At 32.2% G+C, this 25,545-nt stretch carries 19 protein-coding genes; 5 read left to right on the forward strand and 14 right to left on the reverse strand.

Annotation, left to right across the window (positions count from 1 at the left end; translation table 11 throughout):
- Nucleotides 1–337 precede the first annotated feature (337 nt).
- The 3 genes from ffh (at nt 338) to B0A58_RS02240 (ending at nt 3,513) form a co-directional block, all read left to right on the forward strand.
- The gene (gene ffh / locus B0A58_RS02230; protein ID WP_014084812.1) at nt 338–1,687 is read left to right on the forward strand and encodes a signal recognition particle protein; all 1,350 of its coding nucleotides are present in this window, start codon (nt 338–340) and stop codon (nt 1,685–1,687) included.
- A gap of 91 nt (nt 1,688–1,778) precedes the next feature.
- Complete coding sequence (locus B0A58_RS16745) at nt 1,779–2,096, forward strand: DNA adenine methylase (RefSeq protein ID WP_243389430.1); 318 nt, start codon at nt 1,779–1,781, stop codon at nt 2,094–2,096.
- Nucleotides 2,097–2,625: 529 nt separating this feature from the next.
- Nucleotides 2,626–3,513 carry a bifunctional 5,10-methylenetetrahydrofolate dehydrogenase/5,10-methenyltetrahydrofolate cyclohydrolase gene (locus B0A58_RS02240; protein WP_089079703.1) on the forward strand — a complete coding sequence of 296 codons (888 nt, stop codon included), beginning with the start codon at nt 2,626–2,628 and terminating at the stop codon, nt 3,511–3,513.
- A gap of 173 nt (nt 3,514–3,686) precedes the next feature.
- Here B0A58_RS02240 and B0A58_RS02245 read toward each other — a convergent pair whose 3' ends face one another.
- The 12 genes from B0A58_RS02245 to B0A58_RS02300 form a co-directional block, all read right to left on the reverse strand.
- Nucleotides 3,687–3,866 carry a hypothetical protein gene (locus tag B0A58_RS02245; RefSeq protein WP_243389431.1) on the reverse strand — a complete coding sequence of 60 codons (180 nt, stop codon included), beginning with the start codon at nt 3,864–3,866 and terminating at the stop codon, nt 3,687–3,689.
- 128 nt (nt 3,867–3,994) lie between these two features.
- The gene (rpsU, locus tag B0A58_RS02250; protein ID WP_014084815.1) at nt 3,995–4,189 is read right to left on the reverse strand and encodes a 30S ribosomal protein S21; all 195 of its coding nucleotides are present in this window, start codon (nt 4,187–4,189) and stop codon (nt 3,995–3,997) included.
- A gap of 247 nt (nt 4,190–4,436) precedes the next feature.
- Nucleotides 4,437–5,579: an acyl-CoA dehydrogenase family protein gene (locus tag B0A58_RS02255; protein WP_089079704.1), complete on the reverse strand. Its 1,143-nt coding sequence runs from the start codon at nt 5,577–5,579 to the stop codon at nt 4,437–4,439.
- A 15-nt stretch (nt 5,580–5,594) separates the two neighbouring features.
- On the reverse strand, nt 5,595–6,473 hold the full coding sequence (locus B0A58_RS02260; protein WP_089079705.1) for a ComEA family DNA-binding protein: 879 nt from the start codon (nt 6,471–6,473) through the stop codon (nt 5,595–5,597).
- A gap of 10 nt (nt 6,474–6,483) precedes the next feature.
- A complete protein-coding gene (locus B0A58_RS02265) occupies nt 6,484–6,705 on the reverse strand; it encodes a hypothetical protein (protein ID WP_014084818.1) in 222 nt (73 codons plus the stop codon).
- Nucleotides 6,706–6,707: 2 nt separating this feature from the next.
- A complete protein-coding gene (locus B0A58_RS02270) occupies nt 6,708–7,979 on the reverse strand; it encodes a DUF2851 family protein (RefSeq protein ID WP_089079706.1) in 1,272 nt (423 codons plus the stop codon).
- 126 nt (nt 7,980–8,105) lie between these two features.
- The gene (locus B0A58_RS02275; RefSeq protein WP_089079707.1) at nt 8,106–9,467 is read right to left on the reverse strand and encodes a pyridoxal-phosphate dependent enzyme; all 1,362 of its coding nucleotides are present in this window, start codon (nt 9,465–9,467) and stop codon (nt 8,106–8,108) included.
- A gap of 32 nt (nt 9,468–9,499) precedes the next feature.
- Nucleotides 9,500–11,431, reverse strand: a complete 1,932-nt coding sequence (locus B0A58_RS02280; RefSeq protein WP_089079708.1) for a putative porin — start codon at nt 11,429–11,431, stop codon at nt 9,500–9,502.
- Nucleotides 11,432–11,667: 236 nt separating this feature from the next.
- Nucleotides 11,668–14,562 (reverse strand): M4 family metallopeptidase, encoded by a 2,895-nt coding sequence (locus tag B0A58_RS02285; protein ID WP_089079709.1) that lies wholly within the window; start codon nt 14,560–14,562, stop codon nt 11,668–11,670.
- A gap of 140 nt (nt 14,563–14,702) precedes the next feature.
- Nucleotides 14,703–17,447 carry a T9SS-dependent M36 family metallopeptidase gene (locus tag B0A58_RS02290; protein WP_089079710.1) on the reverse strand — a complete coding sequence of 915 codons (2,745 nt, stop codon included), beginning with the start codon at nt 17,445–17,447 and terminating at the stop codon, nt 14,703–14,705.
- Between the two features lie 161 nt (nt 17,448–17,608).
- Nucleotides 17,609–19,168 (reverse strand): SusD/RagB family nutrient-binding outer membrane lipoprotein, encoded by a 1,560-nt coding sequence (locus B0A58_RS02295; RefSeq protein ID WP_089079711.1) that lies wholly within the window; start codon nt 19,166–19,168, stop codon nt 17,609–17,611.
- 21 nt (nt 19,169–19,189) lie between these two features.
- Entirely contained in the window at nt 19,190–22,330 is a 3,141-nt protein-coding gene (locus tag B0A58_RS02300; protein ID WP_089079712.1) for a SusC/RagA family TonB-linked outer membrane protein, read from the reverse strand.
- 170 nt (nt 22,331–22,500) lie between these two features.
- Here B0A58_RS02300 and B0A58_RS02305 point away from each other — a divergent pair, with 170 nt between their 5' ends.
- Entirely contained in the window at nt 22,501–23,175 is a 675-nt protein-coding gene (locus B0A58_RS02305) for a ribonuclease HII (protein ID WP_089079713.1), read from the forward strand.
- 21 nt (nt 23,176–23,196) lie between these two features.
- Here the strand turns inward: B0A58_RS02305 and gldC are convergent, their stop codons facing one another.
- Nucleotides 23,197–23,526 (reverse strand): gliding motility protein GldC, encoded by a 330-nt coding sequence (gene gldC, locus B0A58_RS02310; RefSeq protein ID WP_089079714.1) that lies wholly within the window; start codon nt 23,524–23,526, stop codon nt 23,197–23,199.
- Nucleotides 23,526–24,488, reverse strand: a complete 963-nt coding sequence (gldB, locus tag B0A58_RS02315; RefSeq protein ID WP_014084828.1) for a gliding motility lipoprotein GldB — start codon at nt 24,486–24,488, stop codon at nt 23,526–23,528. Before gldB ends, gldC begins: the two co-directional genes overlap by 1 nt.
- Before the next feature lie 242 nt (nt 24,489–24,730).
- Here gldB and nadE point away from each other — a divergent pair, with 242 nt between their 5' ends.
- Nucleotides 24,731–25,522, forward strand: coding sequence for an NAD(+) synthase (gene nadE / locus B0A58_RS02320; protein WP_089079715.1), 792 nt, complete (start codon nt 24,731–24,733; stop codon nt 25,520–25,522).
- The last annotated feature ends 23 nt before the right edge of the window (nt 25,523–25,545 follow it).

Genomic DNA, 25,545 nt, shown 5'->3' on the forward strand with positions numbered 1-25,545 from the left:
AAGAACCAATAGATTGGGCTATTTTATACCAAACACTTCTATAAAATAGTCTAAAAATGTAAGGCTATTTTTTTTCAAGATTTTATAAAAAAATCATTTCATAGCTGGGCTACGTAATTATTTTTTTGTGAAATATTTGGAGAAAAAGAGCTAGCAGATTGGGCAATTTTATATGAGTGTTTGGTATTATATGTATATTTGGTATAAATCTTACACTCCAAAAAAACCATTTACAATACCAACTTGATTAAATCCTCAAAAAAAACAAACTTTGATTGCTTGCTATTTTGTAGCTATGGCTGTTTATATTATATTTGCAAATCAAAATTAAAAAATCATGTTTAGTAATTTAAGCGAAAAATTAGATAAAGCCTTTCACGTATTGAAAGGACACGGAAAAATAACCGAAATCAACGTAGCCGAAACCCTCAAAGAAGTAAGAAGAGCCCTGCTGGATGCGGATGTTAATTTTAAAATAGCCAAAGATTTTACTACAAAAGTAAAAGACAAAGCCATTGGTCAAAACGTATTAACAACCCTACAACCAGGACAATTATTAGTCAAATTAGTCAAAGACGAATTGACAGAATTAATGGGTGGCGATGTAGCTGGTATCAACCTTTCGGGCAATCCTAGCATTATTTTGATGTCTGGATTACAAGGATCTGGTAAAACAACTTTTTCAGGAAAATTAGCCCATTACCTCAAAACCAAAAAACACAAAAAACCACTTTTAGTAGCTTGCGATATTTACAGACCCGCAGCTATCAACCAACTACACGTAGTGGGAAAACAAATAGATGTTGAAGTATATTCTGAAATTGGAAACCAAAACCCTGTAGAAATTTCGCAAAATGCTATTAAATATGCAAAAGAAAAAGGGTTCAACGTAGTCATTATAGATACCGCAGGCCGTTTAGCAGTTGATGAGGAAATGATGACCGAAATAGCCAATGTTCATCAAGCCATCAAACCAAATGAAACCTTGTTTGTGGTAGATTCCATGACGGGTCAAGATGCCGTAAACACCGCAAAAGCCTTTAACGACAGATTGAATTTTGACGGAGTTATTCTTACAAAATTAGATGGAGATACCCGTGGTGGTGCGGCTTTGTCTATCAAAACTGTTGTCAATAAACCCATCAAATTTATAGGAACAGGCGAAAAAATGGATGCCTTGGATGTATTTTATCCAGAACGTATGGCCGAACGTATCCTTGGAATGGGCGACGTGGTATCGTTAGTAGAAAGAGCACAAGAACAATTTAACGAAGAAGAAGCCCGTAAAATTCAGAAAAAAATTGCCAAAAACGAATTTGGTTTTGACGATTTTTTAACCCAAATTCAACAAGTGAAAAAAATGGGTAATATGAAAGATTTGATAGGCATGATACCAGGAGCATCAAAAGCCATGAAAGACATAGAAATTGAAGACGATGCCTTCAAACATATCGAAGCCATTATCCATTCCATGACACCAATCGAACGCAAAAAACCAGCCATAATTGATGTTAAAAGAAAAACAAGAATAGCAAAAGGATCGGGTCGCAAAATAGAAGAAGTAAATCAATTGATGAAACAATTTGACCAAATGAGCAAAATGATGAAAATGATGCAAGGACCAGGAGGCAAAAATTTAATGAAAATGATGGGCAACATGAAAGGCGGAGGAGCCATGCCAAGATAAATAATATAAACACAATGGTTGAAAAAGACTAATTAAATTTTTTTCAACCTTGTTTCATTTTAAACTAATAAAATACATACAAAACACTGACATGCTGTTTGAAGAGTATCAATATTTAGGCACAAAGCATACTTTATTGTCTTGGATTAATCAGTTTATTACTAAAATTATAAACGCTGCAATTGATGCCTTTGCTGGATCGCAATCTGTTGGGTATTTATTGAAACAACAAGGATGCAAAGTAATTACTAACGATTTTTTAAATTTTAATAATCAAATTGGTAAAGCTTTAATTGAGAACAAGTCCACCAAATTAGACAAAACAGATTTAGATATTCTTTTTCACCCTTCAAAAAACAAAAACGAATTTGAATTATTTGAAAGTACATTTACCAATGTATTTTTTTAAAAAGAGGAGGCACAATTTTTAGATAATTTCAGAGCAAATATTCCATTATTAGAAAATGAGTTGAAACAAGCGCTTGCTTTTACGGTTATCAATTGAAGCATGACCCGAAAAATTATCATGGCATTTTGGTCATACACAAGCTTTGGTTTATGCAAAGGACCCAGAAAGAATCAAACGTAATAGGAGTTTAATTAGACCCGTGAAAGAAATTTTTGAAAATTTACTTCCAAAATACATCGAAGAATTGGAAAAATTAATTTCAAAGTATAGAAATATAACAATTGAAGCAAAAACATATCAAACGGTAGAGGTGGAAAAGGAAGCATTTCGTTTCAAGTAATTATAAAGAATTAGTAAATAAAGGCCTTTAATTATTGGAACAAATTACATAAAAATGAAGAACTCGAAGCGTTTAGTAATGATAGTGTACGGATATTATATTTGTTACAAAATAACAAAATCAACACCAATAACAACAATTAAATAATAAATTTGAATCATTTATTTACATACTAAAACCTAAAATAACATGCAACTATTAGACGGGAAAAAAATATCAAACGACATCAAAAATGAAATCAAAGCCGAGGTTGATTTGATGAAAAAAAACAACGAAAAAGTGCCACATTTGGCAGCTATAATCGTAGGAAACGACGGAGCAAGTCTAACTTATGTGGGCAGCAAAGTAAAGGCTTGCGAAAAGGTGGGTTTTGACTCTACTTTGATCAACATGCCCAATACCACATCAGAAATTGAGTTGTTGAAAAAAATTAAGGAACTCAATCAAGACGATCATATTGATGGATTTATTGTACAACTGCCTTTGCCAGAACAAATTGACACTCAAAAAGTGCTTATGGCCATAGATCCTAGCAAAGATGTTGATGGTTTTCATCCTGAAAATTTCGGAAAAATGGCTTTAGATATGACTACATTTATTCCTGCCACACCATTTGGTATCATGGAATTGCTCGAAAGATATAAAGTAGAAACCAAAGGAAAGCACACCGTAGTTATTGGACGAAGCCATATTGTGGGCAGACCCATGAGTATTTTGATGGGACGAAAAGGTTTTCCTGGCAATTCGACTGTAACTTTGACTCATAGTTATACCAAAAATATCGAAGAAATTACCATTCAGGCAGACATTATTATTACGGCTTTGGGTGTTCCTAATTATCTGAAAGCCAATATGGTAAAAGATGGTGTTGTAGTAATAGACGTTGGCATTACAAGAGTTGAAGACCCCAATTCAGAAAAGGGATATGTTATTACAGGCGATGTAGATTTTGAAGAAGTAAGCAAAAAAGCTTCGTTTATTACCCCTGTACCAGGCGGTGTAGGCCCTATGACAATAGCCATGCTACTAAAAAACACGCTTTTGGCACGTGATTTAAGAAAGTTAGCCAAAAATTGAACTATATAAACCGCTAGAGTAAATATCAAAAAAACAGTTCATTGAAATAATAATGCAACTGTTTTTTTTATAGAAAATACATCACTATTAATATAAATTTCTTAATTTTACTTCATTTTTATAAGCTTTTTACTTTTTAATGATTTTGCTTTTTTTATTCTGATTTAAAAGGATTAAAACAAAGAATAAAGGAAAAAAGTAAAAAAACCTATGCCTTTTTTTACGGTACTATACAAACCAACTCCTATCAAGAAGCCAATTAATATAGCATTGGTAATTTGAGTAGATTTCATTTTTTTAAAAGCCTTTAGTAATTCAGCGTCATTTAATGCTGATAAATTATCCTCTTGCATCTGTCTATTTTATAATATTTGTAAATAAAAAAAGAATATTCGTAATATATATAAATCTAAAAAACCAATACTTTGTATAATCAAAGTATTGGTTTTTAATTTTTAACATGCTATAAAATTCAAAAATATTAACTTTCTAAACTATCTTTCATGTTTTGTATGTAAGCAGCTTTCTGAATTTTCATTCTATTGGTTACAGATGGTTTAATAAAAGCTTGACGTGCTCTTAATTGACGAACAGTTCCTGTTTTATCAAATTTTCTTTTGTAACGTTTCAACGCTCTATCTATATTTTCTCCGTCTTTAATTGGTATAATTAACATAATTTTGACACCTCCTCTCGTTAAGGTTGCAAAACTACAACTTTATTTCTAATAAAAAAAATAAATCTTTGATTAAGCAATTTAAAATATAATTATCGTATTTAGTAAGTAAAAAAAAACAATTTATAAATATAAAATGCTTTTTATAATAAAATAATAAAATTAATCTTATTTATTTAACACACTTACAACATAATAATTATTTTTTATTTTATAGTTGTTAATGTCAAAATACTGGCTTCATTACTTATTGTTTCAATAAATTTTTAGCTATAACCACTTTTTGAATTTCCGTAGTACCTTCGCCAATGGTACAAAGTTTTGCATCGCGATAAAATTTTTCGACAGGAAAATCTTTTGTATAACCATATCCGCCATGAATTTGAATGGCTTCAGAGGCTACTTTACAACAAACTTCGGAAGCATACATTTTGGCCATGGCCCCCATAGTGGTTACAGGTAAATGATTTTCTTTCAAATAAGCAGCCTTGTGTAATAACAATTCCGATGCTTCAATTTCTGTTGCCATGTCGGCCAATTTAAAAGAAATTCCTTGAAAATCCGAAATTGGTTTTCCAAATTGATGCCGCTCTTTTGAATATTTCAAAGCTGCTTCATAAGCACCTTTTGCTATTCCAAGTGATAGAGCACCAATAGAAATGCGGCCTCCATCAAGTATTTTCATAGCCTGAATAAACCCCTGCCCTACTTCGCCTAGCCTATTGGCATCTGGCACTTCACATTGGTCAAAAATCAGCTCGGCTGTTTCCGAGGCACGCATGCCTAGTTTATTTTCTTTTTTACCAGATGTAAACCCTTTCATGCCTTTTTCTAATACAAAAGCCGTCATTCCTTTGGAGTCGCCTTTCTCGCCCGTTCGGGCAATTACTACTGCAATATCACCAGAAATAGCATGGGTTATAAAATTTTTGGCTCCATTCAATATCCAATGATCGCCAGATTTGATGGCTGTCGTATTCATCCCTCCTGCATCAGACCCCGTGTTGTGTTCCGTGAGTCCCCACGCTCCAATACTTGCTCCTGAAGCCAAACTTGGTATCCATTTTTGCTTTTGTTCGTCGCTGCCAAATGTAAGGATATGATTGGTACACAACGAATTATGTGCCGCAACAGACAAACCTATTGAAGAATCGACTTTTGAAATTTCCTCAATAATTGTAATATATTCATGATAGCCTAAGCCAGAACCACCTAAAGATTCGGGTACCAATACGCCCATAAAACCCATTTCTCCTAATTTTTTAAACAAATCTAAAGGAAAAAACTGCAATTCGTCCCATTCCATCATAAAAGGACGGATGTTTTTTTCGGCAAAATCTTTAATAGATTGTGCAATCATTTGTTGTGTTTCGTTGTAACTAAAGTCCATATTGATGATAATTTTTTAGAATTCCAAATATACAGCAATTATTTTTAATTTATCAACAGAAATTCCATTTATTTTTGACAAATCGTCAATATTTTTAAAATCACCGTTCATGGTTCTATACTTCACGATGTCTTTTGATATGGAATAGTTGAAATATGGGAACTGTGATAATTCTTTTACAGATGCCATATTGATATTTATTTTAATGGCACTTGTTGTTGTAGTTATTTTAAATTGTTGTTTCATTTTTTGAACTACTTCAGGCGATATTCCCCAAATGTATGATAGTTGTTCCATAGATACAAAACAGCCAAATTTGGCTTTTTCATTCAAAATCCTATCTGAAATGGCATCTCCAATGCCGTAAACTTCCATCAAATCAGCCTTTGTAGCCCCATTCAAATCCTTGATTACAACATTTACATCCTTATTTTTGGAATATTTTGTTTGATCAAAGTTTTTTGATGTTGATTGATTTACCCAATCTGGAAATTTAAAATACGGTTTCATTTGGTTCAATACAGCATCCGAAACCTTTGTAACTTGCTGAAATTCTGCGGCTGAATTGACAAATTTGTTTTGTTTTCTAAAGGCAAATAGCCGATCTATTTCGGTAGTGGTCATGCCAAATTTGTATCCTTTATAATCTGTTAAAAAATTAGGATTAAACGGATAAATGATCACTTTGGTTTTAAAATCGGTACCTCCATTGGGTAAAGCTTCTAACTTGACAGAAAGCCAATGGGCATCTTGTGGTGGAGCGGGTTGAGTCCACCAAAAATGATAAGAAAAATACAATATCTGCAATAAAATAATCAACAAAAATAAGCCAAATAGCCCTTTTCGTTCACCGTTTGTAAAAACTAATAATTTTTGTACTTCTTGTGTATTCATACCTTTTATCTTACAAATCAAAAACAGAAGTTCGTTTGGCTTTTATCATATCTTTCAATTTGATCCAAAAAGCCAATGTCAAATACATTCCAAATCCAAGTCCAATGGTTACAAATGAAATGTAGATAAAAAACAACCGAACATTTGAAGCTCGCATACCTAATTTGTCTGCCAATCTGGAAGATACATGAAAACCATATCGTTCCAAGAAATATTTTAATTGATTGATCATTTTTATTTATTTTTTAATATTGTAGTCCCAATGGCACAATCCAAACATTTTTTTGACTCGCAATAGGCATTCTTCAATTGTAAAAGCGATTGTGACTCGAAAGCATTTTGAGCATCGATACCAAAGGATTTGAACTTGGTTATTTTTGCATTTTTTTCGGGTGAAATTTGCATCAATAACCCAATCAATTTTTCAGAAATTTCTTTGCCAATGCTTTTAAAATAGGCAAACTGAATAGGTACTAAAGTATTGATTATCAACAAATCTATGAATGATTTGGTTAAACTTTTATTTTTGAAAACACTTGACTTGTCAAATTGATAATGTGTTTTCCAATAGTCAGAAACCGACACTTGAAACAACTCATAAATCGTTTCTAAATCTAAAGTATCAATTATTTTTGAAAACAAATTTTGTTGTTTGTGATATACATTTGCCCATTGAGATATTCTAATTGTAGGGAAATTATCTGGTCTGTGTTTAAAAAATTGTAATGGAGCCACTATTTGTTGTTCTAATTGGTATTTGTGAAGCAAATAAAAATATCGAAATTTCATATCTTTAAAATATACATCTTCTTTATCAGCATCTAATAGTCCGGAAGTTCCAAACAACAAAGCCTCAATATTTTCTACTTCAAACGACTCTTTTCTTATAATCTGAAAAGGTATTGCTTGTGCCATCTGTTGAAAAGTGTCACCGTTTGTATTGAGTCCAAAATTTTTGGCCAACATGTGAAACAAGACCGTCTCCCAGTCGTTATTCCATTTAGTTGCTAGCTCTAAAATGGGTTTTGATTTGCGTTCCAAGCGTTCATAAAACAAGCGTTCGAGCCAATTTTTAAACATAAATTCATCAATATGTTGCAAATGATTTTCGCAAAAAATCCAAGTTTTAGGCGAAATCAAAGCCTGGTATTGATGTATTAAATCTGAAGAAACATAATTTTTAAGTTCCAAAACAGGTATTTCTGAGTTGTCTTTACGGTATATTTCGGTATCGTGTTCCCAAACAACATGTAGGATTATATTTTGATAAACTTCATTATCTTCATGATGATGCACATACCAATCCGATGATTTAAGATGTATTTCAATGTTGCCTGCCCATTTTTGCTGCCCTATAATCATTTGGGCATTAAAAAAATCAGGGCCAGCCAATTGCAAATACTGACCAACATTTACAATAACAACCTCCTCTCCAGTAGTAGTTTGGAGATGGGTAAAATTAAATTTCTTAAACTTCCATATATAATGTAAAAAGTCTTCTTTCATCAAAACAATAATAGGAAGTGCAATTTATAAAATATTTTTTATACAAAAAAATATTTTATAAAATAAAAAACAGCTGTTAGTTTTACATAAAAAACACACAGCTGTTAATTTTAAATAAATAAAATATTATTTTATTGATGCTATCAAATCAGATTTTGTAATAATATGATGGTTACCATTAGCTAAATCTACTAAAACCGCTTGATTTTCTTTATTAAAAAGTTTTGAAACCTCTTCAAGAGTTGTAGTCAATGTTACAATCGGGTAAGGTTTGCCCATAATATCTTTGATGGGTTTATCGGCCACATTTTTATCTAAAATAAAACTCTGAAACAAATCAGATTCATCAATTGAACCTACAAATCCGGTAGTGTCTATAACAGGAATTTGTGAAATTTTGTGCTTTCGCATTCTATCAATAGCATGCGAAACGAGCTCTTCTGTACGAGCAATTACTAGTGGCGATTGGATATTGTTTTTGATAATATCGGCAGCTTTTGAAACGTCTTCGTCCAAAAATCCCCGTTCTCTCATCCAATCGTCATTAAACATTTTGCCAACATATCGGCTGCCACTATCATGAAAAAGAACAACTACTACGTCGTTGGGTTTAAAATGTTCCTTTAATTGTAAAACCCCTTTGATGGCAGAACCAGCAGAATTACCTACAAATATACCTTCTTCCAATGATATTTTTCTTGTATAAACGGCTGCATCTTTATCCGTTACTTTTGTAAATCCATCAATCAATGAAAAATCGACATTTTTTGGCAAAATATCTTCTCCAATACCTTCTGTTATGTAAGAATAAATTTCATTTTCGTCAAAAATTCCTGTTTCGTGGTATTTTTTAAATACAGATCCATACGTATCTACTCCCCAAATTTTGATATTTGGATTTTTTTCTTTTAAATATTTGGCCACCCCCGAAATGGTGCCGCCCGTACCTACACCAACCACAAAGTGTGTAATTTTTCCATTGGTTTGTTCCCATATTTCAGGGCCTGTTTGTTCATAATGAGCTAGTGCATTTGATGGATTGTCGTATTGATTGACATACCAAGAGTTAGGAATTTCAGTTCCCAAACGTTTGGATACAGAATAATATGATCGGGGGTCTGTGGGTTCTACATCTGTAGGGCAAACAATTACCTTTGCACCAACTGCTCTAAGAATATCCACTTTTTCTTTAGACTGTTTGTCTGTAATTACACAAATTAATTTATACCCTTTTACAATAGCTGCCAATGCCAATCCCATGCCAGTATTGCCCGATGTGCCTTCAATTATTGTACCTCCAGGTCGAAGTCGGCCGTCGGCTTCGGCATCTTCAACCATTTTTACGGCCATTCTATCTTTTATGGAATTTCCTGGATTAAATGTTTCCACTTTTGCCAATACAAGTGCGTCTATGTCTTTGGTAATTTTGTTTAACCGCACTAGTGGAGTATTGCCAATGGTTTCGAGTATGTTTTTTGCGTAGTTCATTTTATATTTTTTATATTAAAAAAAGTAACTTTTTATTGAAAGAAATTCCATACTAATCCAAATCGTACCATAAAATCACGGTAAGGATAGTTTGGAGCTGTTAGATAATTGTAACCAGAAAAACTAGCATTAAAATGTTCGGCTATCAAAAATATTCTGGTTTGCCTGATACGGCCATTGATAAAAAAATCTAAATTTGGATAGCCTCCAATTTTTGTTTGTTTTTGTACAAAAAACTCAGACACAACAGGGTTGTAATCGTTGGCATAGTATTTTGAAAAATAATTAACGGTAACTCCTGTTTGCAAAAACAAAGCTTTTTTGAAATAATAATCTGAAAAATACAAAGAATTTCTTGTGATTATTGAAGGTAAATTTAAAATTTTCTGATCTTGATTCACTTCCTGAAACATAATGGTATTGTCCAAAGCCCATTTTTTGTATTTCAATTCACGGCTTAATTTTAAAGAATAATATTGGATGGTGCCTTGAAATTGTTTTGGCGATATAATTTGAGAACTAATGCTATCGTTGCTAAAATACAAATGATCGTTCAAAATACTGGCTTGCATTTGGGCATCAACCCATTTTGTTTTTGCCAAAAGGCTTATATTTTTGGTTTTTTCATTTTGAAATTGATTTGACCAATTGTATCTCAAATAACTACTTTGAAATAAATTATAAGTATTATCAGGTATTTTATTCGTATTCTGAATTTTTACAGCCAAATAATTTTGATCTTTTAGTTGATATTGTAATTGCCCTTCTGTATTAGAAGTCCTTTGTTGCGACAAATCGTTAGAAAACTTAAAGTAGCCACTCCATTGGTTTTTTTGGTAGGAATATTGCCCGCCAATACTGTTGATTTTATGTTTTAAAACGCTGCTAATTGTATTTCCATTAATTATAAGGATTTTATTATAATATGAATTATCTCTGAAATCATCAATAAACACATTTATTTTACCTATTTTATTTGATTCAAATACTAATCCAACTTGGTTGTACAGTTTATTATAATTGGTATCGTCGTTGATATTGTGAGACAAATAAGAAGTCCCAAATCGATTGACACTGCTGTTTCCAATAGTACTAGGGACTGTAACCTGATTGTAATTGTAAAATTTATTTTCGTAATTGACTTGATGATGCAATGCTAATGTAATATCTTTTTGATTTACCAAATTGAATGTATGGTCTAGAAAAAATCTTTTGCCTTTCAAAATTGTTTTGGCATTGGTTAGATAGACATTAAGTCGGGCTCTGTTTTTGAAATCATCACTTCCAGATGTAAAATCGGTAAGTGTTGTTATACCGCCATTTTCGCCATTCGTAAAATCCTGTCCCGTAAAATGAGCATGGGCCACATAGCGGTTATTTTTGGTTTTATAACTTGTTGTAAATACAAAATTCCCCGTACTAGATAGCTGATTGATGTATTTGCCCAAAGACCGTAAACCCTTGAAACCAACAGAAAAATTGAGCCTTTCGGAAGTATTTATGGCTATCAACGCCTCTACCGTTTGACCTTGTTCCATCACGGTTTTAAAATACAAATCAGTGAGTGGGGTAGCAACAGAATAGTATTTGACCTTTTGAGCGGATACAAAATTAAATTGTTTAGCATTAAACCCTATTTCTGGCAATACAGATGTGGGTGCCGCATTGAATGTGAGTGAATTATAAGTTTGTCCTTCGTTTGCAAATGGCAATAATCCGAAAATATCTTTTCTTAAAAAATTAAATTTATACAAACTTTTAATTGTCAATGACGTGTCTAAATAAGTAGTGTCTTTTTGAAGGGAAATTATTCTATATTGATCTATTTTGGCCTTTGGCTTATCTTTATCATGATTGATTATCAATGATTTACGACTACCAGAAGGGGATTTTTCATTTAAATCTGTTTGGGAAAAAATCCAAATTGGAAATAATAAAAAAACGATGATTAAGATTTTTTTCATTTAAAATTTATAAAATTATTGCGTCAAAAGTACTATTTTTCAAATGGAGCTTTGTTAAACAAATGTTATTTTGTGTCTTGAAAATTATTCTCCTTTTAACTTATAAGTCATCGAATAGCTATTCCGCAAGATATTAAAAAAGCAAAGATAAAGGATTCGATAGATATTATAAAAAAAACACCCTAATAAATTAGAGTGTTTTTTTTTGGTTTTGATGAATATTGTTTAATTTTTGATTAATTTTTGATTAATTTTTGAGAAAAATTAAAATCGTTCCCCGAAATTTTCAATACATATACTCCTGATTGAAAAGCGCTTAAATTTATGGTTTTTTCGTTATTAAAATCTTCATTAATTTGATTTAAAATTACCCTTCCGTTAATATCAACTATTTGAATATTGATTTTACCTACAAATTTAGGGATTTTCAAATTATAAATACCATTTGATGGATTAGGATAAACCTCAAAAAGTTTGCTATCAAAAGTATTGTTGGACAAACTAGTGGTTGTAATTTGAAAATTGTCGATAATTACACCGTCTTCCTCCACCGCTGGATCGGATTGAAAAACAAATCTAAATACTATATTAGTATTGGCAGCTAAAGCATTCAAGTTATAACTGTATTCTTTTTTTGTACCGTTTGTTGTGCTTCCATTTGCTAAATTGGCTTCACCTGTCCATTCGCCACCAACACAATTATCACATAACGCATTGCTGTTGTACCAATTGGCATCATTTACAGTTCCAAGCAAGTTCCATGTGGTGCCATTTGTTGAATATTCCATATATAAAATATCAAATTCGTTTTCCAAATCAAAAGCCATATCAAACTTTAAAATTGGATTTGACATTTGACTCAAATCATAGCAATGAGATACCAAATACGATTTGGTTTCAGCTGGATAAGTACCCGTTAATGATGTGGCATATACTTGAGAACCCGCAATGGTATTGGTAAGTGTTGTTTTAGAAGAAGTTCCACGTTGCCACAATACTCCCGAAGTACCATCGTTGTAGGCTATAAGATTGTCTGAAGCCGCTTCAAAAGTATTGATACTATTGGTTGCTGCTGCCGTATTTTTGAAAAAAGGTATTGCAATAGTGTTATTCGCTACATTCAAATCTCCTGTAAGATTTCCTGTAATATTTAATACATGTGCACCATAAGGAACGGCACTCAAATTAATTGAAATTGGCACCGAACTTGCTGTACAAGCAGCCATATTTCCTGTCCAAGAAACATTAGTATTCGTACCGCCATCAATATTGTAGGCTAAAGTGGTTGCATTAATGTTATTCAACCCGTGGTTTTCTATTGGAACTGTAATAGCAAACGTTGTATTACTACAGCTTAAAGTTGTGGTAGTAGTAGGTTTTTTTACGGCTAAATCTGTAGTATAACTTACATAACTTGAGCCAACATTAACAGAAAACCAAGCATTAGTAACCGATTCAGCTTCGGCACTTGTTGCACAATACAATTCGTTTACTACATTAAGTGTTGCTTCTCGAACATCAAAATAGGTAGCATTGGGTGTCAAATAATCTCTTTCTGCAAAATAAGCAATCTTGGCTGCTTTTTGAATACCAATTCCTGTTACCGAATAAGTATCAGGTATAGGAGCATTATTAGTGCCAGAGCCACCTGCTGACAAAATATAAAACCATCTGTTCAACACTCCACTATTGGTATGTACCCCACAATGATCGTTATTAGAATTTGGCGAACAAGTGCCTTCATCGGCAGTTTCAACCCAATTGGTCCCCATAAAAGTATCTGGATCCCCTTTAGACAAAGGATTGTTCATCGATCTAAAGCCACCGCCACCAAGATCTTCGCCAACTTGCCAAACTGCAACTACGGGAGTTCCAGTAAACGACCCTGTGCGACCAAAATGCTCAATGCAAGCCCCCCATATATCAGAATATCCTTCGTTTATTGCTCCAGATTGATTTTGATAAGCCAAATTTGCTGTATGTGTACAAACTGCATGTCCAATTTCATGACCACATACATCAATAGTTGTAAGTGGTTTTGCATTGCCATCGCCATACGTCATAAAAGATCCATTCCAAAAAGCGTTGTTATAATTGGTTGTAGATTGTCTGTAATGCACATAACTTTTTATTTGAGCATTATTGTTGTCAAAACTATTTCTATTAAAAATTGTTTTCCAAAAATCATAAGTCATTGCTGCACCCCAATGGGCATCCAAAGCCGCATTGTCCCAAAAGGTATTAGCATGTTCTGCGGTAGTCCAATTATTATCATTATCTTTAAAATGAACATTTTGATACGTTCCTGCCAAACGTTCACAATTGTAGGTTACAATACCATTGCCCCGTGTTGCATCAGCTAAAACATATTTATTTAAACTAGCATTAAAAGTAGTTTCAATAGATCTTGTACCGCTGTATTTTGTATTTGCAGTTCCTAAAATTAAATTGCTCATTTGATTGATTTCTGTAACTTCATTTTCAATCTTCTTTATAGTATTGGCATGTTTAATAATAGGGTTTTTATATAAAATATTCCCGTTATGAGCATCAATATATACCTCTTCTCGAGCAATTGGGTCGATGGAATAGAGGTCAAATTTGTAAGCTAGCCTTACTTCATTTTGCAATACTAATGGAAAAATGAGTAACTCCCCTTTCGGTTTTGAGTAAGCAACCAAATTGGCCTGTTCAGCATCTTCCCATAAGTATTTTTTAGCTTTTTGATTTTTTAAAACCAAATCAAAAGCTTCAATAGCTGTCAAAGTTGGAACAAGGTTCAATTGTTTTGGGTTATACAATTCACCATTTATCATAGACACAAATCCTTTAGAATTGATATGTGTGATTACTGTACCAAACTCTACTTTTAGATTTTGGTAAAACTGTTGTTTTCGTTGATGTACTGTTCCTTTGTCATCTTTATTTTCTTGTATCGATTTAAAATGCCCTTTTTTGTCCAAATCATAAAGTTGCATAAATCTACTTTCTGCCTCTCGAACTGTTGTATTTTGATCAAATTTTAAACTTTTTTGATACGTTTTATCAGGCACATACTTTGTATTTTGAGCAAAACTCAAAGTGGAACAAAGTATCATAATAATACATAAGGTACTTTTTTGAAATTTCATAAATAAGTGGTTTTTAAATTTTTTATTAAGAATGTTTTAGTTTTTTAGGTAAATTGGGATTTTATAATTTGAAACAAATATATAAAAAAACACTCAAAAAGTAGAGTGTTTTTAAAAATTTTAATTAGTTAAATTTTAAATCAATTTTTTATAATTTTAGTAGCATAATTTATTTTTTCTCCCATGATTTTCAATATATAAATACCTGATTGTAAGCTACTAATGTTCAATTCTTTTTCATTATTAAAATCTTCAGTGGTGTTCAAAACTATTCTACCATTAATATCTACTACTTGAGTAGTAATTTTTCCGACAAAATTATTTATTCTCAAATTGTAAACTCCATTTGATGGGTTAGGATACACTTCAAATAACGAATTTTGATCAAAATTTGTTGTTCCTAAGGTACAATTAGGTCCTGCAGGAGGTGTAGTAAAATCAGCTACTTGGTCGTTACCTACATTAGTATCGCCAGCACTAGCATTGACACCTAACCCTCTTCGTGCAAAAACTTCCCAAATCATACAATAATCTACTCCACCAGTGATGGCTTGATCTGCTGCAATTATTGCATTTCTTGAATCGACAAATGACGGACTACATGGTTGCAATTTTAAAGCATCCAAAACAATTCTCATCAATTTATTATTACCGCCAGTACCCGTATATTTATTGTCATTATATCCATATTTGTTAATATATGCCCATGTCAAATCCCATAATACTGTTGTCCAAACAGAACCAGTTCCATGAATTTCTGTCTGTTCTAGACCATTCGTGTCCATATATTGATAACTATTGGTTGTGTTATAAGTCATTGGATTAACAGTCATATCTGTTGTATAAGGATAATCTCTAATTCCATCACCCGTTACAGGTTCTGAATAAACAAATGTTCCTATTCCGTGAGGTGTTGTACTAACATCACCTGGTTTTAATTGAAGCATTAAGGCAAACCAATCAGACCAACCTTCTCCAGCCTGATCTGTATTTTGGAGGCAACTTGAATTGTTTTTTCCACCAGTTAAACGTGTTGAAATGCCATGCCCATACTCATGTGCTATAACACCATTATCAAAATCACCATCTGTATTTACAAAAGGGGTGTAATTAGCTGGTAATTGCAGTTTTACGTTTACAGTACCTAAAGCCATTTTTGCAAAAATTAAATCACCAACTGCTTTGGTTACTGCAATAGCTGGAATAGTAATTGTAGCATCGGCGCCAGACATTCCAATTGGGTACGTTGCATCAACATTATCAACAATAATAACGGCAATGGCACCTGCATTTTGAGCATTCTTCACTTTTTCAGTAAAAGCACAAGGTGTTCCTCCGTTTGCTGCAGATGTAGAACGTCTAATGATGGCAATATGTCCATTAATGGCGGCAGCATTTACAGCAGCTCCACAGCCATCTGCATTATCTGTTTGACCCACATCTGGGGTACCATCATCATATTTTACGAGATCCGATTGTATAAAATTTGGTGCCAACGGCAAATCCACATGTCCAGGCGAAAACGAGTTTTGCTTAGCATAATAGTCTCCTGCAATTACACTTGGTGCTGTTACAATTAATGGTTTCAATTGTGGTGCAACAGACCATAAGAACATTTGCATTCTTGGTTTTTGTCCATCTATTGGAGTAGAAAAATTTGCATTGTTTAAAGATGGTGTCGGTGTTATGGTCGAGCCATCTTGAGCATCTCCATACACAAAATCAGCAGATCCTGTTGCTCCTGTATAATTAGTTTGTTGAAAATTGCCACTCGCTTCATCAAAACCGTAGTGTTGCCAAACATCATGAGATATATTATTCATATAAAATAAGTTTGTACAAGCTGCTTTTACTGAATTGTTGGCCGCAACGCTGGTACCAGAATATGGAAAATCAAATACCAAAGAGGCTCCTCCGTCTGGACTATATCCATTTGCGGTAATGGTTGTAGAACCAACAGTTGGGTTAGTACCACTATAATCTGTTCGAGCCCAAACGTTGTTGCCTCGTGTAATAGTATATTTCAATGAAGCAGTGGTACCTGCTAATGTATTGGTATCATGCCAACCTTTTGGCGAAGCTGTTGCATCCTCTGGATTGGTAACCAATTGAAATGGTGAATGAGATGGACTTTCGTAATTAAAAGGGATTACTCTATATGACCCACCCAAAACATTAGTAGCGTTTAAAATGCTATTATTTTTTTTATGAAAATTCAAATCAAAAGGATTTTTTTCAATTGAACTTTCGTGGCATGAATTTGTTTTGTCAAAATGACAAGAAATTACAATATCATTTTTCTCTAAAACCTGACCATTTGTAGCGTCTATTCTAACGCTCCAACCATGGTCGTGTTTTGGTGTATAAAATGTAAAATCCCAAGCCAATTTTAAATTCTGCTTGGTTTGTTGAAAAACCAAATTGGCCAATACGGGTTCCTCAATACCTATGCCGTTTGAAAGAGTTGCCTTATGATTGGAACCAGACTCTAAAACAAGAAATGGTTCGTGGTTTGTAATCCCCGCATCAATATAAGCTTTGTTCAATGCTGTTTGCATGGAAATAAGTGGTGTAGTAGTATTGATTTTTTCTGAAACATGAGAAACAAATCTATTGCCTACATAAATAACATCGCCATTTTTAATAGCAAAATTAGACAAACCTCTAAAAATTTCAATACCTTGATAGCGTTGTAATACATAGTAAATATCTACATTAGAAGCTGTTGAATTTGAAGTACTTTCAACAACCCAATCAGATACATCAGCTTTTGTAAGATCGAATTTTTGATGGTTTTCGTTTAAATAAGATTGAATTTTTTCAGTATTTGACTGAGCAAAACTTAAAAACGAACTTAAAACAAACAATAACGTAATTTTTTTCATTTTTATTTTTTTTGGGTTAGTTAATAGTAAAAATAGTATTTTTCAACAACTATATAAATTATTGTTACAAATATAATTATATTTTTTAAATTACTTAAAAAAAACTTAAAAAAAAAAGACCTTCAATAATTGAAGGTCTTTTTGGTAGAACCAATTCACTATTACTGTAAATAAAAAGGAGTTTTTGAATTTACAGTGAATAAATCACTTTGTAATACTGTTGGTACGTTTGTTGAATTTGAAGAATATTCACTTGTTGGATATATTAAACGATTTGGTCGCTTCGTCTGAGAAACACCCTGTGGTACTGGAAATTTAGGGTAACCTGTACGTAGATGATCAAAATAAGGTTCAATACCTGTCCATTGCGATAATGCTAACCATTTCTGAGTCATAATTGCATTAATTTTATCAGTACTTCCAGACCATCCTAAGCCTTGTTTTGAATTAGTAGTTGCAATATAAGATGCTGCATTCAAAGCAGATAATGTAAAGTCACCAAATCCAGTACTATAAAAATTAAAAGAAGCTGTAATACCTTGATTAAACAGTGTTTGAGCATTGCCTGCTATATAACCTCTTTGAACAGCTTCTGCTTGAAGGAAATACGATTCAGCTGCTAACATAGCATAAGCATTTCTACCTGTTCCATTTGCATACCAATCACTTGTAGCAGCACCCCAATATCCATGTACAAAATTATGTAACCTAGATTTTGCAACTGAAGTTTCTGTTCCTTGTATAGCACCAGAAACAACACCACCAACTAATGAAAACATTCTTGGACGTCTAGGATCTACTACTCCTGTTGTAACTAAATCAGTTGAAGAAAGTGTACCGTTTAATACTTTTGCAATAAAATCACCAGCTGCATTTGCTCTATTTGATGAAGTCCAAGCAGTTTGTGCTACATTCGTACCATATACTCTAAATAACGGATTAGATTGAGCAGAAGTTGCACCTGTAAAACCTGGATTAAATGTTACATCTGAATCAATAAAATTCAACTCTAAAGCTGCAAATCTAGAATTTCTCAGAGCTATTAAAGTTGCATCTGTTGTATTTGAAAGTTTTAACAACATTCTTAATTCTATTGTATTGGCATATTTAATCCATTTATTCATATCACCATTAAACACAATATCTTCTCCTTGAGGAACAATTGCATCTGCGGTAGCATTATTTATCTGTGTTCTAGCATTATCTAATAATAATAATAAATTTTTAAAGATTACTTTATCATCATCATAAGCTGGTTGACTAATTGCCGTATTAAAAGCTTGAGAATATGGAGCATCACCATACAAGTTAATTATTTTCTCCATTCCTTGAACTTTCATTATTTTAGCTATAGCTACATGATTAGAAAAATTAGGATAAGCATTTTCAACATCAATAATATCTTGCATATTATCTGTATAAAGATATGTATCTTCCCATAAAAAGTCATAAGAACCAGAAGTATAATTAAAATTATATGCAACATCTGATGATGTAAAACCTGAATTCAATCCATACGTATAACTCATTTTGTTACCGTACGAATTCATTGAAATGACCTCCGTATTAAGTAAATTCAATTGAGCAGCAGCTAATCGTTGTGCTGGATTAATTTTATCAATCAAAGGATTGTTTGAAAAATCCTTATTAGGTTGATCTAAATAATTTTCGCAAGAAAAAAGTGTAGTTACTGCAATTAATGATAAAAATATTTTTTTCATATTGTTCTGTTTTATATTTTATTAAAATCCCACATTTAATGCAAAACCAAATGTTCTTGTAGATGGATATTGTGCTACTTGTGAAAATCCTGAAGCAGCGGCGTTTGTGTTAGCAGCACTTGTTGCTCTTTTTGCAGCATTGGTAGTTGTTGCATCATAAACGCTAGATGCTTCTGGATCAGTATAACCCTTATTATTACTAGCTAAAATAATAATCGGATTTCTAGCATTTATACTAAATTTTAAACTAGTTAAGCCTAACTTTTCAGTATATTTAGCTGGTAATGAATAACTTAATGAAACTTCTCTTAATTTAAAAGCAGTTGCATCTACAACGTTATGAGCACCTAACCCAGCCAATGTATTAGCATAAGCAATACTTCCGTTTGAACCATAACCAGAAGCCGTATATACTGTAGTATTTGGTTGTCCTGTAGTAGAAAGAACAGAATTTGGATATATAAAACCTTGATTTCTATCATAATCTGCAGTTTCCTCTAAATGTCCAGACCATGTCATATTATATATAGTTTCAGAAAATAATTTACCTCCTTTTCTATAATCCATAGTAAATGATAAACCAAAACCTTTATAATTAAAATTATTTGTTAATCCCAATGTATAATCTGGTGTTACTTTACCCAAATTTTGTTGAACTGGATTAACTGAAGGTAATCCTGTTGTAGCATTTATAATTACTCTTCCTTGGTCGTCTCTTAACCAATCTGATCCTTGTAAGAAAGGAAAAGGTTGTCCTACTGTAGCAACAATTGCACCATTTATATTTGAATTTGCTGCATCGTTTACATTATACAAAGTAACCGTTTTATTAGAACCTTCTAAACTTACTACTTCATTCCTGTATGTTGAAAAATTTACACTTGTTGTCCAATTAAAATTATCTCTTTTAAAAGGTGCGAAGGTTAAACTCGCTTCCAATCCTTTTGTTGCTATACTACCAACATTGGCTAATTTAGTTAGATTTCCTGTTGATGAAGATGTAGATACACTACTTATGGCATTTTTTGTATCCGTTTTAAATGCTGCAAAATCTAATGTAACTTTATCATCAAACATCCCTAAAACAAATCCTGCTTCTATTGTTTTATAGTATTCAGGTTTAATATTTGGATCTACATATGAATATTGATCATTAAATGAATTACCGGTGTTTGCATAAGGAAATCCTGTACCTAATGAACCATAATTTAAAACTCTATAATTTGAAACTGCTTGTGTATTTCCGACACTTGTATAGTTAGCAAAAATTTTCAAATAACTTATTTTTGTTGATGTTAAATCTTTCCATTTTGTTGGCATAAAAGAAACTCCCGCAGAAGGGTAAAAATAATCTCTATTTCCTGGTAATAATTGAGAAACATGTTCATATCTACCCGTCAAATTAAAAAATAAATAATCTTTAAATGAAAAATCTAAATTAGCAAATTCAGCAGTTGAAGTATATTCTGAAACAGAGTTCACCAAACTACTAGGCGAATCTGGACTCAAAACGTTTTGAATATGATACCATCCTGGTATATCTAAATTTTGTCCCCCTTGAGATATAGTATTTGAAGTGTTTTTTATCATATTATGACCTATCAAACCACTAAATGATAAATTCTCTGCTAAATCATATTTTAAATCTAACATTAAATCGCCATAAAAATTTCGTGAATTTTGAACGAATTGATAAAAACTTGATACTTGCCCTATAGAACCAACACCTTCTGGTATAGTTTCAATGAGTTCATTTTGATAAGAAATTTGTTTATTTATTGTATTTCTAATTCCAGCATTATATTTTAATGTTAAATTTTTATTAACCTTAAATGATATATTTGCTGCTGTATTATAAAAATCTATATTTTCTTCTAATCTATTATTATCCCTTCTCCAAAATGGATTATTATAATATACTGTCCAACCTGCTTGACCGTCACCATTATCAAATAATCCTATTGGAATATTAGCAGCACCTTGTTGTAATTCCAAAAGTGTTGTTCCTGCATTAGATTGATTAGTTTTAGATGTTCTATAATTAAATTGTCCATCTACTGACCATCTTTTGCCACTTACACCACCTTTAAATAAAAAATTACTTCTTTTAAAATTGTCTCCTTTAACAACAAAATCTCTCAATTGATTATCAGCACTAAAATTAGCATAAGCATTTTCAGACCCCATTCTAATTGTAACTCCATTTTGTATAATACTCCCAGATTTATAGAATTGTTTCAAATTGTCTTTAATTCCAGTATATGGTGCTTGAATATATGTACCATTTGGTTGAAGTAATCCGACTGGTCTTATTGAACCATCAAACAATTCTCCCCATCCGCCATTTTCAACTTGATCCCATGCACCACTCCATCCTTGACCATATTTTAATTGTTTTTTAGGGACAAAAGAAATTGTTTCAAAATCAACTGCAGAATTATATTCAACTGAAACTTTTTCTCCCTTTATGGCTTTCTTTGTTGTTACAACTATTACTCCTCCAACACCTAATTCTCCATAAATTGCAGCACCTTGTGCACCCTTTATAACATTCACGCTTTCTATCATCGAAGGAGGCATTGAAGCAAAATTTTGTGCATTTGAAGGTACACCATCAATTATAATTAAAGCATCGCCAGAAGTCGAAAATGATATTGGTGTTCTTAATTTAACGGTGGTATTACCATTAACTCCATTAGATACATTATTAATTTGTAAACCCGCAACTTTTCCAGTCAAACTTCTTATTGCATTTGGATTAGCTGCAGCTCCCATTTCTTTAGCTGAAATTACAGTAAATGAATTTGTTACTTCATCTTTCTTTTTCTTAATACCTAATGATCCTGTTACTACAACAGTCTCTAATTCCTTACCAGAGGCTAATTTTACATTATAATTGTTTGAAGCACCAACTTTAACAGTTGAATTGTTCATTCCAACATAAGAAAAAACTAAAACATCGCCTTGTTTGACTTTAATAGTATATTTCCCATCTAAATCTGTTTGTGTGCTGTTTTTAGTTCCTTGAACTACAACATTTGCACCAGGTAATGTACCCGTAGCATCAGACACTACACCCGTAACAGTTTTCTCTTGTGCAAACGAAAACTGCATTGCCAACGCTAACAATAGCGTATAAATCCATTTGAATTTTGATCTCATACTTTTTTTATTTGAGTTAGTATTATGCAAACTTCTTAATTATTTCTTAATTAACCAAATATTAACACTCTTTTTTGTGTTTTTTTGAAATAATATTTTTTTATAAGGTTATAGTTTTTAATAATTGTTTAAAATTTATTATCTATTTTTGCCAAATATTCTATTTTCCAATGCTCAAATCCCATTATTACTCCATAATACTTGAAGCTGGCACAGATGAAGCTGGAAGGGGGTGCTTGGCTGGGCCTGTTACGGCTGCCGCAGTGATTAATCCCAATATATCTTTGGATATTGAGGCTGATTTGGATACAACTTATTGGTCTAAAATGAATGATTCCAAACAAATGTCGGAAAAAAATCGATTTTTTTTGAGACCTATTATCGAAAAACTGGCTGTTGCTCATGCAGTTACTCATATTGAACCAAACATTATTGACGAAATCAATATTTTGAACGCTTCTTTATTGGCCATGAGAACTTGTATAGACAAATTAGAGCCACAACCTATATATATTATAGTAGATGGCAATAGGCCTTTAATCAAAAGTCCCATGGATGAAAATGGCATGAGACACTATAACAACATTCCTTTTTCGAGTATTATAAAAGGTGATGCAAACTATTTGAGTATTGCTGCGGCTTCTATTTTGGCCAAAACTTATCGTGATGATTATATGAATGTGATACACGAAGAATATCCGATGTATCATTGGGATAAAAACAAAGGATACCCAACAAAAGACCACCGAGAAGCCATAGCCAAATATGGTTTATCGCCCTATCATCGAAAAAGTTTTAAATTAAAATCCGACAACGCCATACAATTGGGTTTAGATTTTCAATAATATATAGGTGTAATAGTAAATTTATAATTGTAATTTTTCTGCAAAATAATCACAAAAATCTTTCATTGTAGCCGCCATTTTTTCGTCGCCAGTAGCACGTTGAAAGGTGTCGGACATAGCCACAAGAGTTTGATGAAAAAACATTTTCATTTCGTCCACTGGCATATCTTTTGTCCAAAGGTCTATTCGCAACGACTCTTTTGCCTTACTATCCCAAATAGATAGCATGATAGCTTTTGACTCTTCCATAGAAACACCGCCGTCTCGGGCTGTCCAAAACAATTTTTCGGGTACTCTGTTTTCGTCTAAATCAATTAAAAATTTTATTTCGGAAGTATTTGAATCGTTCATTATTTTTTGGGTTTATATTTAGATTTTTCAAAAATAGCTTTGGCATCCATTGCCATGACGTCAGTTAGTTTGGTATCGTTATTTTCCATATAAGACCTTACGATTTGCCAGCCTATCCAAGCACCTACACTACCAGGCGATTCGTTGTCTATTTCTAAATAAAATTTAGAAAATGGGGCAGGATTTACAAATCGAGGGGCCAATTTTGGATCGGTGTCATATAATAAATTATTGTCTATAAAAAACCGCCAAATATAGTTTTCGTTTTCCAAACACCAATTGATTTGTTCTTTTTTATATCCCATTTTGTCTTCGTCTGTCATATTGGGCAAAAATTTGTCTTTCATATACAATATTTTTCCAGCATATATCATATAGGATAGCAAATCTTTGTTGGATGGTGGTGCTATTTTTTGAATGGCAAAATTCTCAACTAAATCGGCAGGAATGCGCTGTGGTTCAAAATTTTGTTTGATATAATCAGGAAATTCATTTTGGTAAAAGCGATGGTCTTTGCCTAAATACAATTCAAGCGGAACAAGTATAATACTATCCGCATATATTGTTTTAAAATTGTAATCCATTTCAGAAATAAGTGTAATTACTTTTGGATTTTGCGATTTAGGATAATAATATTTTATATGTTGTACTACATTTTCAATATCCGATTGCAATTTATCTGTATTGGGATATTTTTTTTGCACTTCCTTATAAAGTTCTTGCCAAAGTGGATTTGTCATTTTATTAGTCCAAACGGTATCAGGATTTCCGGCTGGGAAAAAATAAGGAAATTCAAGTTTTAATTTAGTCAAATTTGAGGGTTTTGATTCAAAAAATAATTTATCAAAACGAGTAATCTTAATGTTTACAACCGTTTTTTCAATGTCTTTTTCGTCTTTTGATTTATGATTACATGAATTAAGAAATAATGCCAATGCAATTAAAAAAAATATTTTTTTCATTATTTTAAATAAAAATTTGTTTTATTAATTTATTTTTTTGTTAATTTGTACTATAATTAATTTTCTTTTTAATACTAATCAATATAATTATGTATCAAAAAGTCTTTTTGCCTTAAAAAAGTTATTGTCTGAACAGAACTTTTATATATAAAATAAGCTTTGTAATCCTATATTAAGGAAGCTGATAAACAAATGATTATTTTTGCAAATATACAAAGCGAATTTTTAAAAAATAAAACATTATGACAAAAAAGAGTAAATTAAATATTGAATTAGTCAATAAAAATATAGTAGCATGGTTGAAAGACTATGCAACGAATGCAAAAATGAACGGATTTGTAGTTGGCATTTCGGGTGGTATTGATTCTGCCGTTACCTCTACATTATGTGCACAAACAGGATTGGAAGTATTGTGTGTAGAAATGCCCATCCACCAAGACCCCAACCAGGTGAGTAGAGGCAAAAAACATATTGACGATTTAAAAAATAGGTTTTCAAATGTTTCCTCAAAGTTGGCAGATTTGACACCCGTTTTTGAAACATTTAAAAATCAAGTGCATCAAGAAGTGGCCGATGACAAACAACAATTAGCATTAGCCAATTCAAGATCTAGGTTAAGAATGACAACTTTGTATTATTATGCAGGTATCTATGGATTATTGGTTGCTGGTACGGGCAACAAAGTTGAAGATTTTGGTGTTGGCTTTTTTACAAAATATGGAGATGGTGGTGTGGATTTAAGTCCGATTGCCGATTTAATGAAATCAGACGTTTACGAATTGGCATCATATTTAGGAATCGATGAAAAAATACAAAAAGCAGCCCCAACAGATGGCCTTTTTGGAGACGAAAGAACCGATGAGCAACAGCTTGGAGCTACTTATGAGGAACTTGAGTGGGCTATGTTGTTCATTGAAAACAATAATAATAAAGAAATACTCACAGAAAGAGAACAAAAAGTTTTGGAAATTTATAAGAAATTAAATACTACTAACAAACATAAAATGAGAGAAATTCCCGTTTTTAGACTTTAATCGTTTTTTTTTAACTTTTTAAC

Origin of the sequence: Flavobacterium branchiophilum NBRC 15030 = ATCC 35035 (assembly GCF_002217205.1) — a bacterium.
GTDB classification, from domain to species: domain Bacteria; phylum Bacteroidota; class Bacteroidia; order Flavobacteriales; family Flavobacteriaceae; genus Flavobacterium; species Flavobacterium branchiophilum.

What these genes read in the sequence shown, in the direction of transcription:
- ffh (WP_014084812.1), top strand. Translation starts at nt 338, where the DNA reads ATGTTTAGTAATTTAAGCGAAAAATTAGATAAAGCCTTTCACGTATTG.
- B0A58_RS16745 (WP_243389430.1), top strand. Translation starts at nt 1,779, where the DNA reads ATGCTGTTTGAAGAGTATCAATATTTAGGCACAAAGCATACTTTATTG.
- B0A58_RS02240 (WP_089079703.1), top strand. Translation starts at nt 2,626, where the DNA reads ATGCAACTATTAGACGGGAAAAAAATATCAAACGACATCAAAAATGAA.
- B0A58_RS02245 (WP_243389431.1), bottom strand. Translation starts at nt 3,866, where the DNA reads ATGCAAGAGGATAATTTATCAGCATTAAATGACGCTGAATTACTAAAG.
- rpsU (WP_014084815.1), bottom strand. Translation starts at nt 4,189, where the DNA reads ATGTTAATTATACCAATTAAAGACGGAGAAAATATAGATAGAGCGTTG.
- B0A58_RS02255 (WP_089079704.1), bottom strand. Translation starts at nt 5,579, where the DNA reads ATGGACTTTAGTTACAACGAAACACAACAAATGATTGCACAATCTATT.
- B0A58_RS02260 (WP_089079705.1), bottom strand. Translation starts at nt 6,473, where the DNA reads ATGAATACACAAGAAGTACAAAAATTATTAGTTTTTACAAACGGTGAA.
- B0A58_RS02265 (WP_014084818.1), bottom strand. Translation starts at nt 6,705, where the DNA reads ATGATCAATCAATTAAAATATTTCTTGGAACGATATGGTTTTCATGTA.
- B0A58_RS02270 (WP_089079706.1), bottom strand. Translation starts at nt 7,979, where the DNA reads ATGAAAGAAGACTTTTTACATTATATATGGAAGTTTAAGAAATTTAAT.
- B0A58_RS02275 (WP_089079707.1), bottom strand. Translation starts at nt 9,467, where the DNA reads ATGAACTACGCAAAAAACATACTCGAAACCATTGGCAATACTCCACTA.
- B0A58_RS02280 (WP_089079708.1), bottom strand. Translation starts at nt 11,431, where the DNA reads ATGAAAAAAATCTTAATCATCGTTTTTTTATTATTTCCAATTTGGATT.
- B0A58_RS02285 (WP_089079709.1), bottom strand. Translation starts at nt 14,562, where the DNA reads ATGAAATTTCAAAAAAGTACCTTATGTATTATTATGATACTTTGTTCC.
- B0A58_RS02290 (WP_089079710.1), bottom strand. Translation starts at nt 17,447, where the DNA reads ATGAAAAAAATTACGTTATTGTTTGTTTTAAGTTCGTTTTTAAGTTTT.
- B0A58_RS02295 (WP_089079711.1), bottom strand. Translation starts at nt 19,168, where the DNA reads ATGAAAAAAATATTTTTATCATTAATTGCAGTAACTACACTTTTTTCT.
- B0A58_RS02300 (WP_089079712.1), bottom strand. Translation starts at nt 22,330, where the DNA reads ATGAGATCAAAATTCAAATGGATTTATACGCTATTGTTAGCGTTGGCA.
- B0A58_RS02305 (WP_089079713.1), top strand. Translation starts at nt 22,501, where the DNA reads ATGCTCAAATCCCATTATTACTCCATAATACTTGAAGCTGGCACAGAT.
- gldC (WP_089079714.1), bottom strand. Translation starts at nt 23,526, where the DNA reads ATGAACGATTCAAATACTTCCGAAATAAAATTTTTAATTGATTTAGAC.
- gldB (WP_014084828.1), bottom strand. Translation starts at nt 24,488, where the DNA reads ATGAAAAAAATATTTTTTTTAATTGCATTGGCATTATTTCTTAATTCA.
- nadE (WP_089079715.1), top strand. Translation starts at nt 24,731, where the DNA reads ATGACAAAAAAGAGTAAATTAAATATTGAATTAGTCAATAAAAATATA.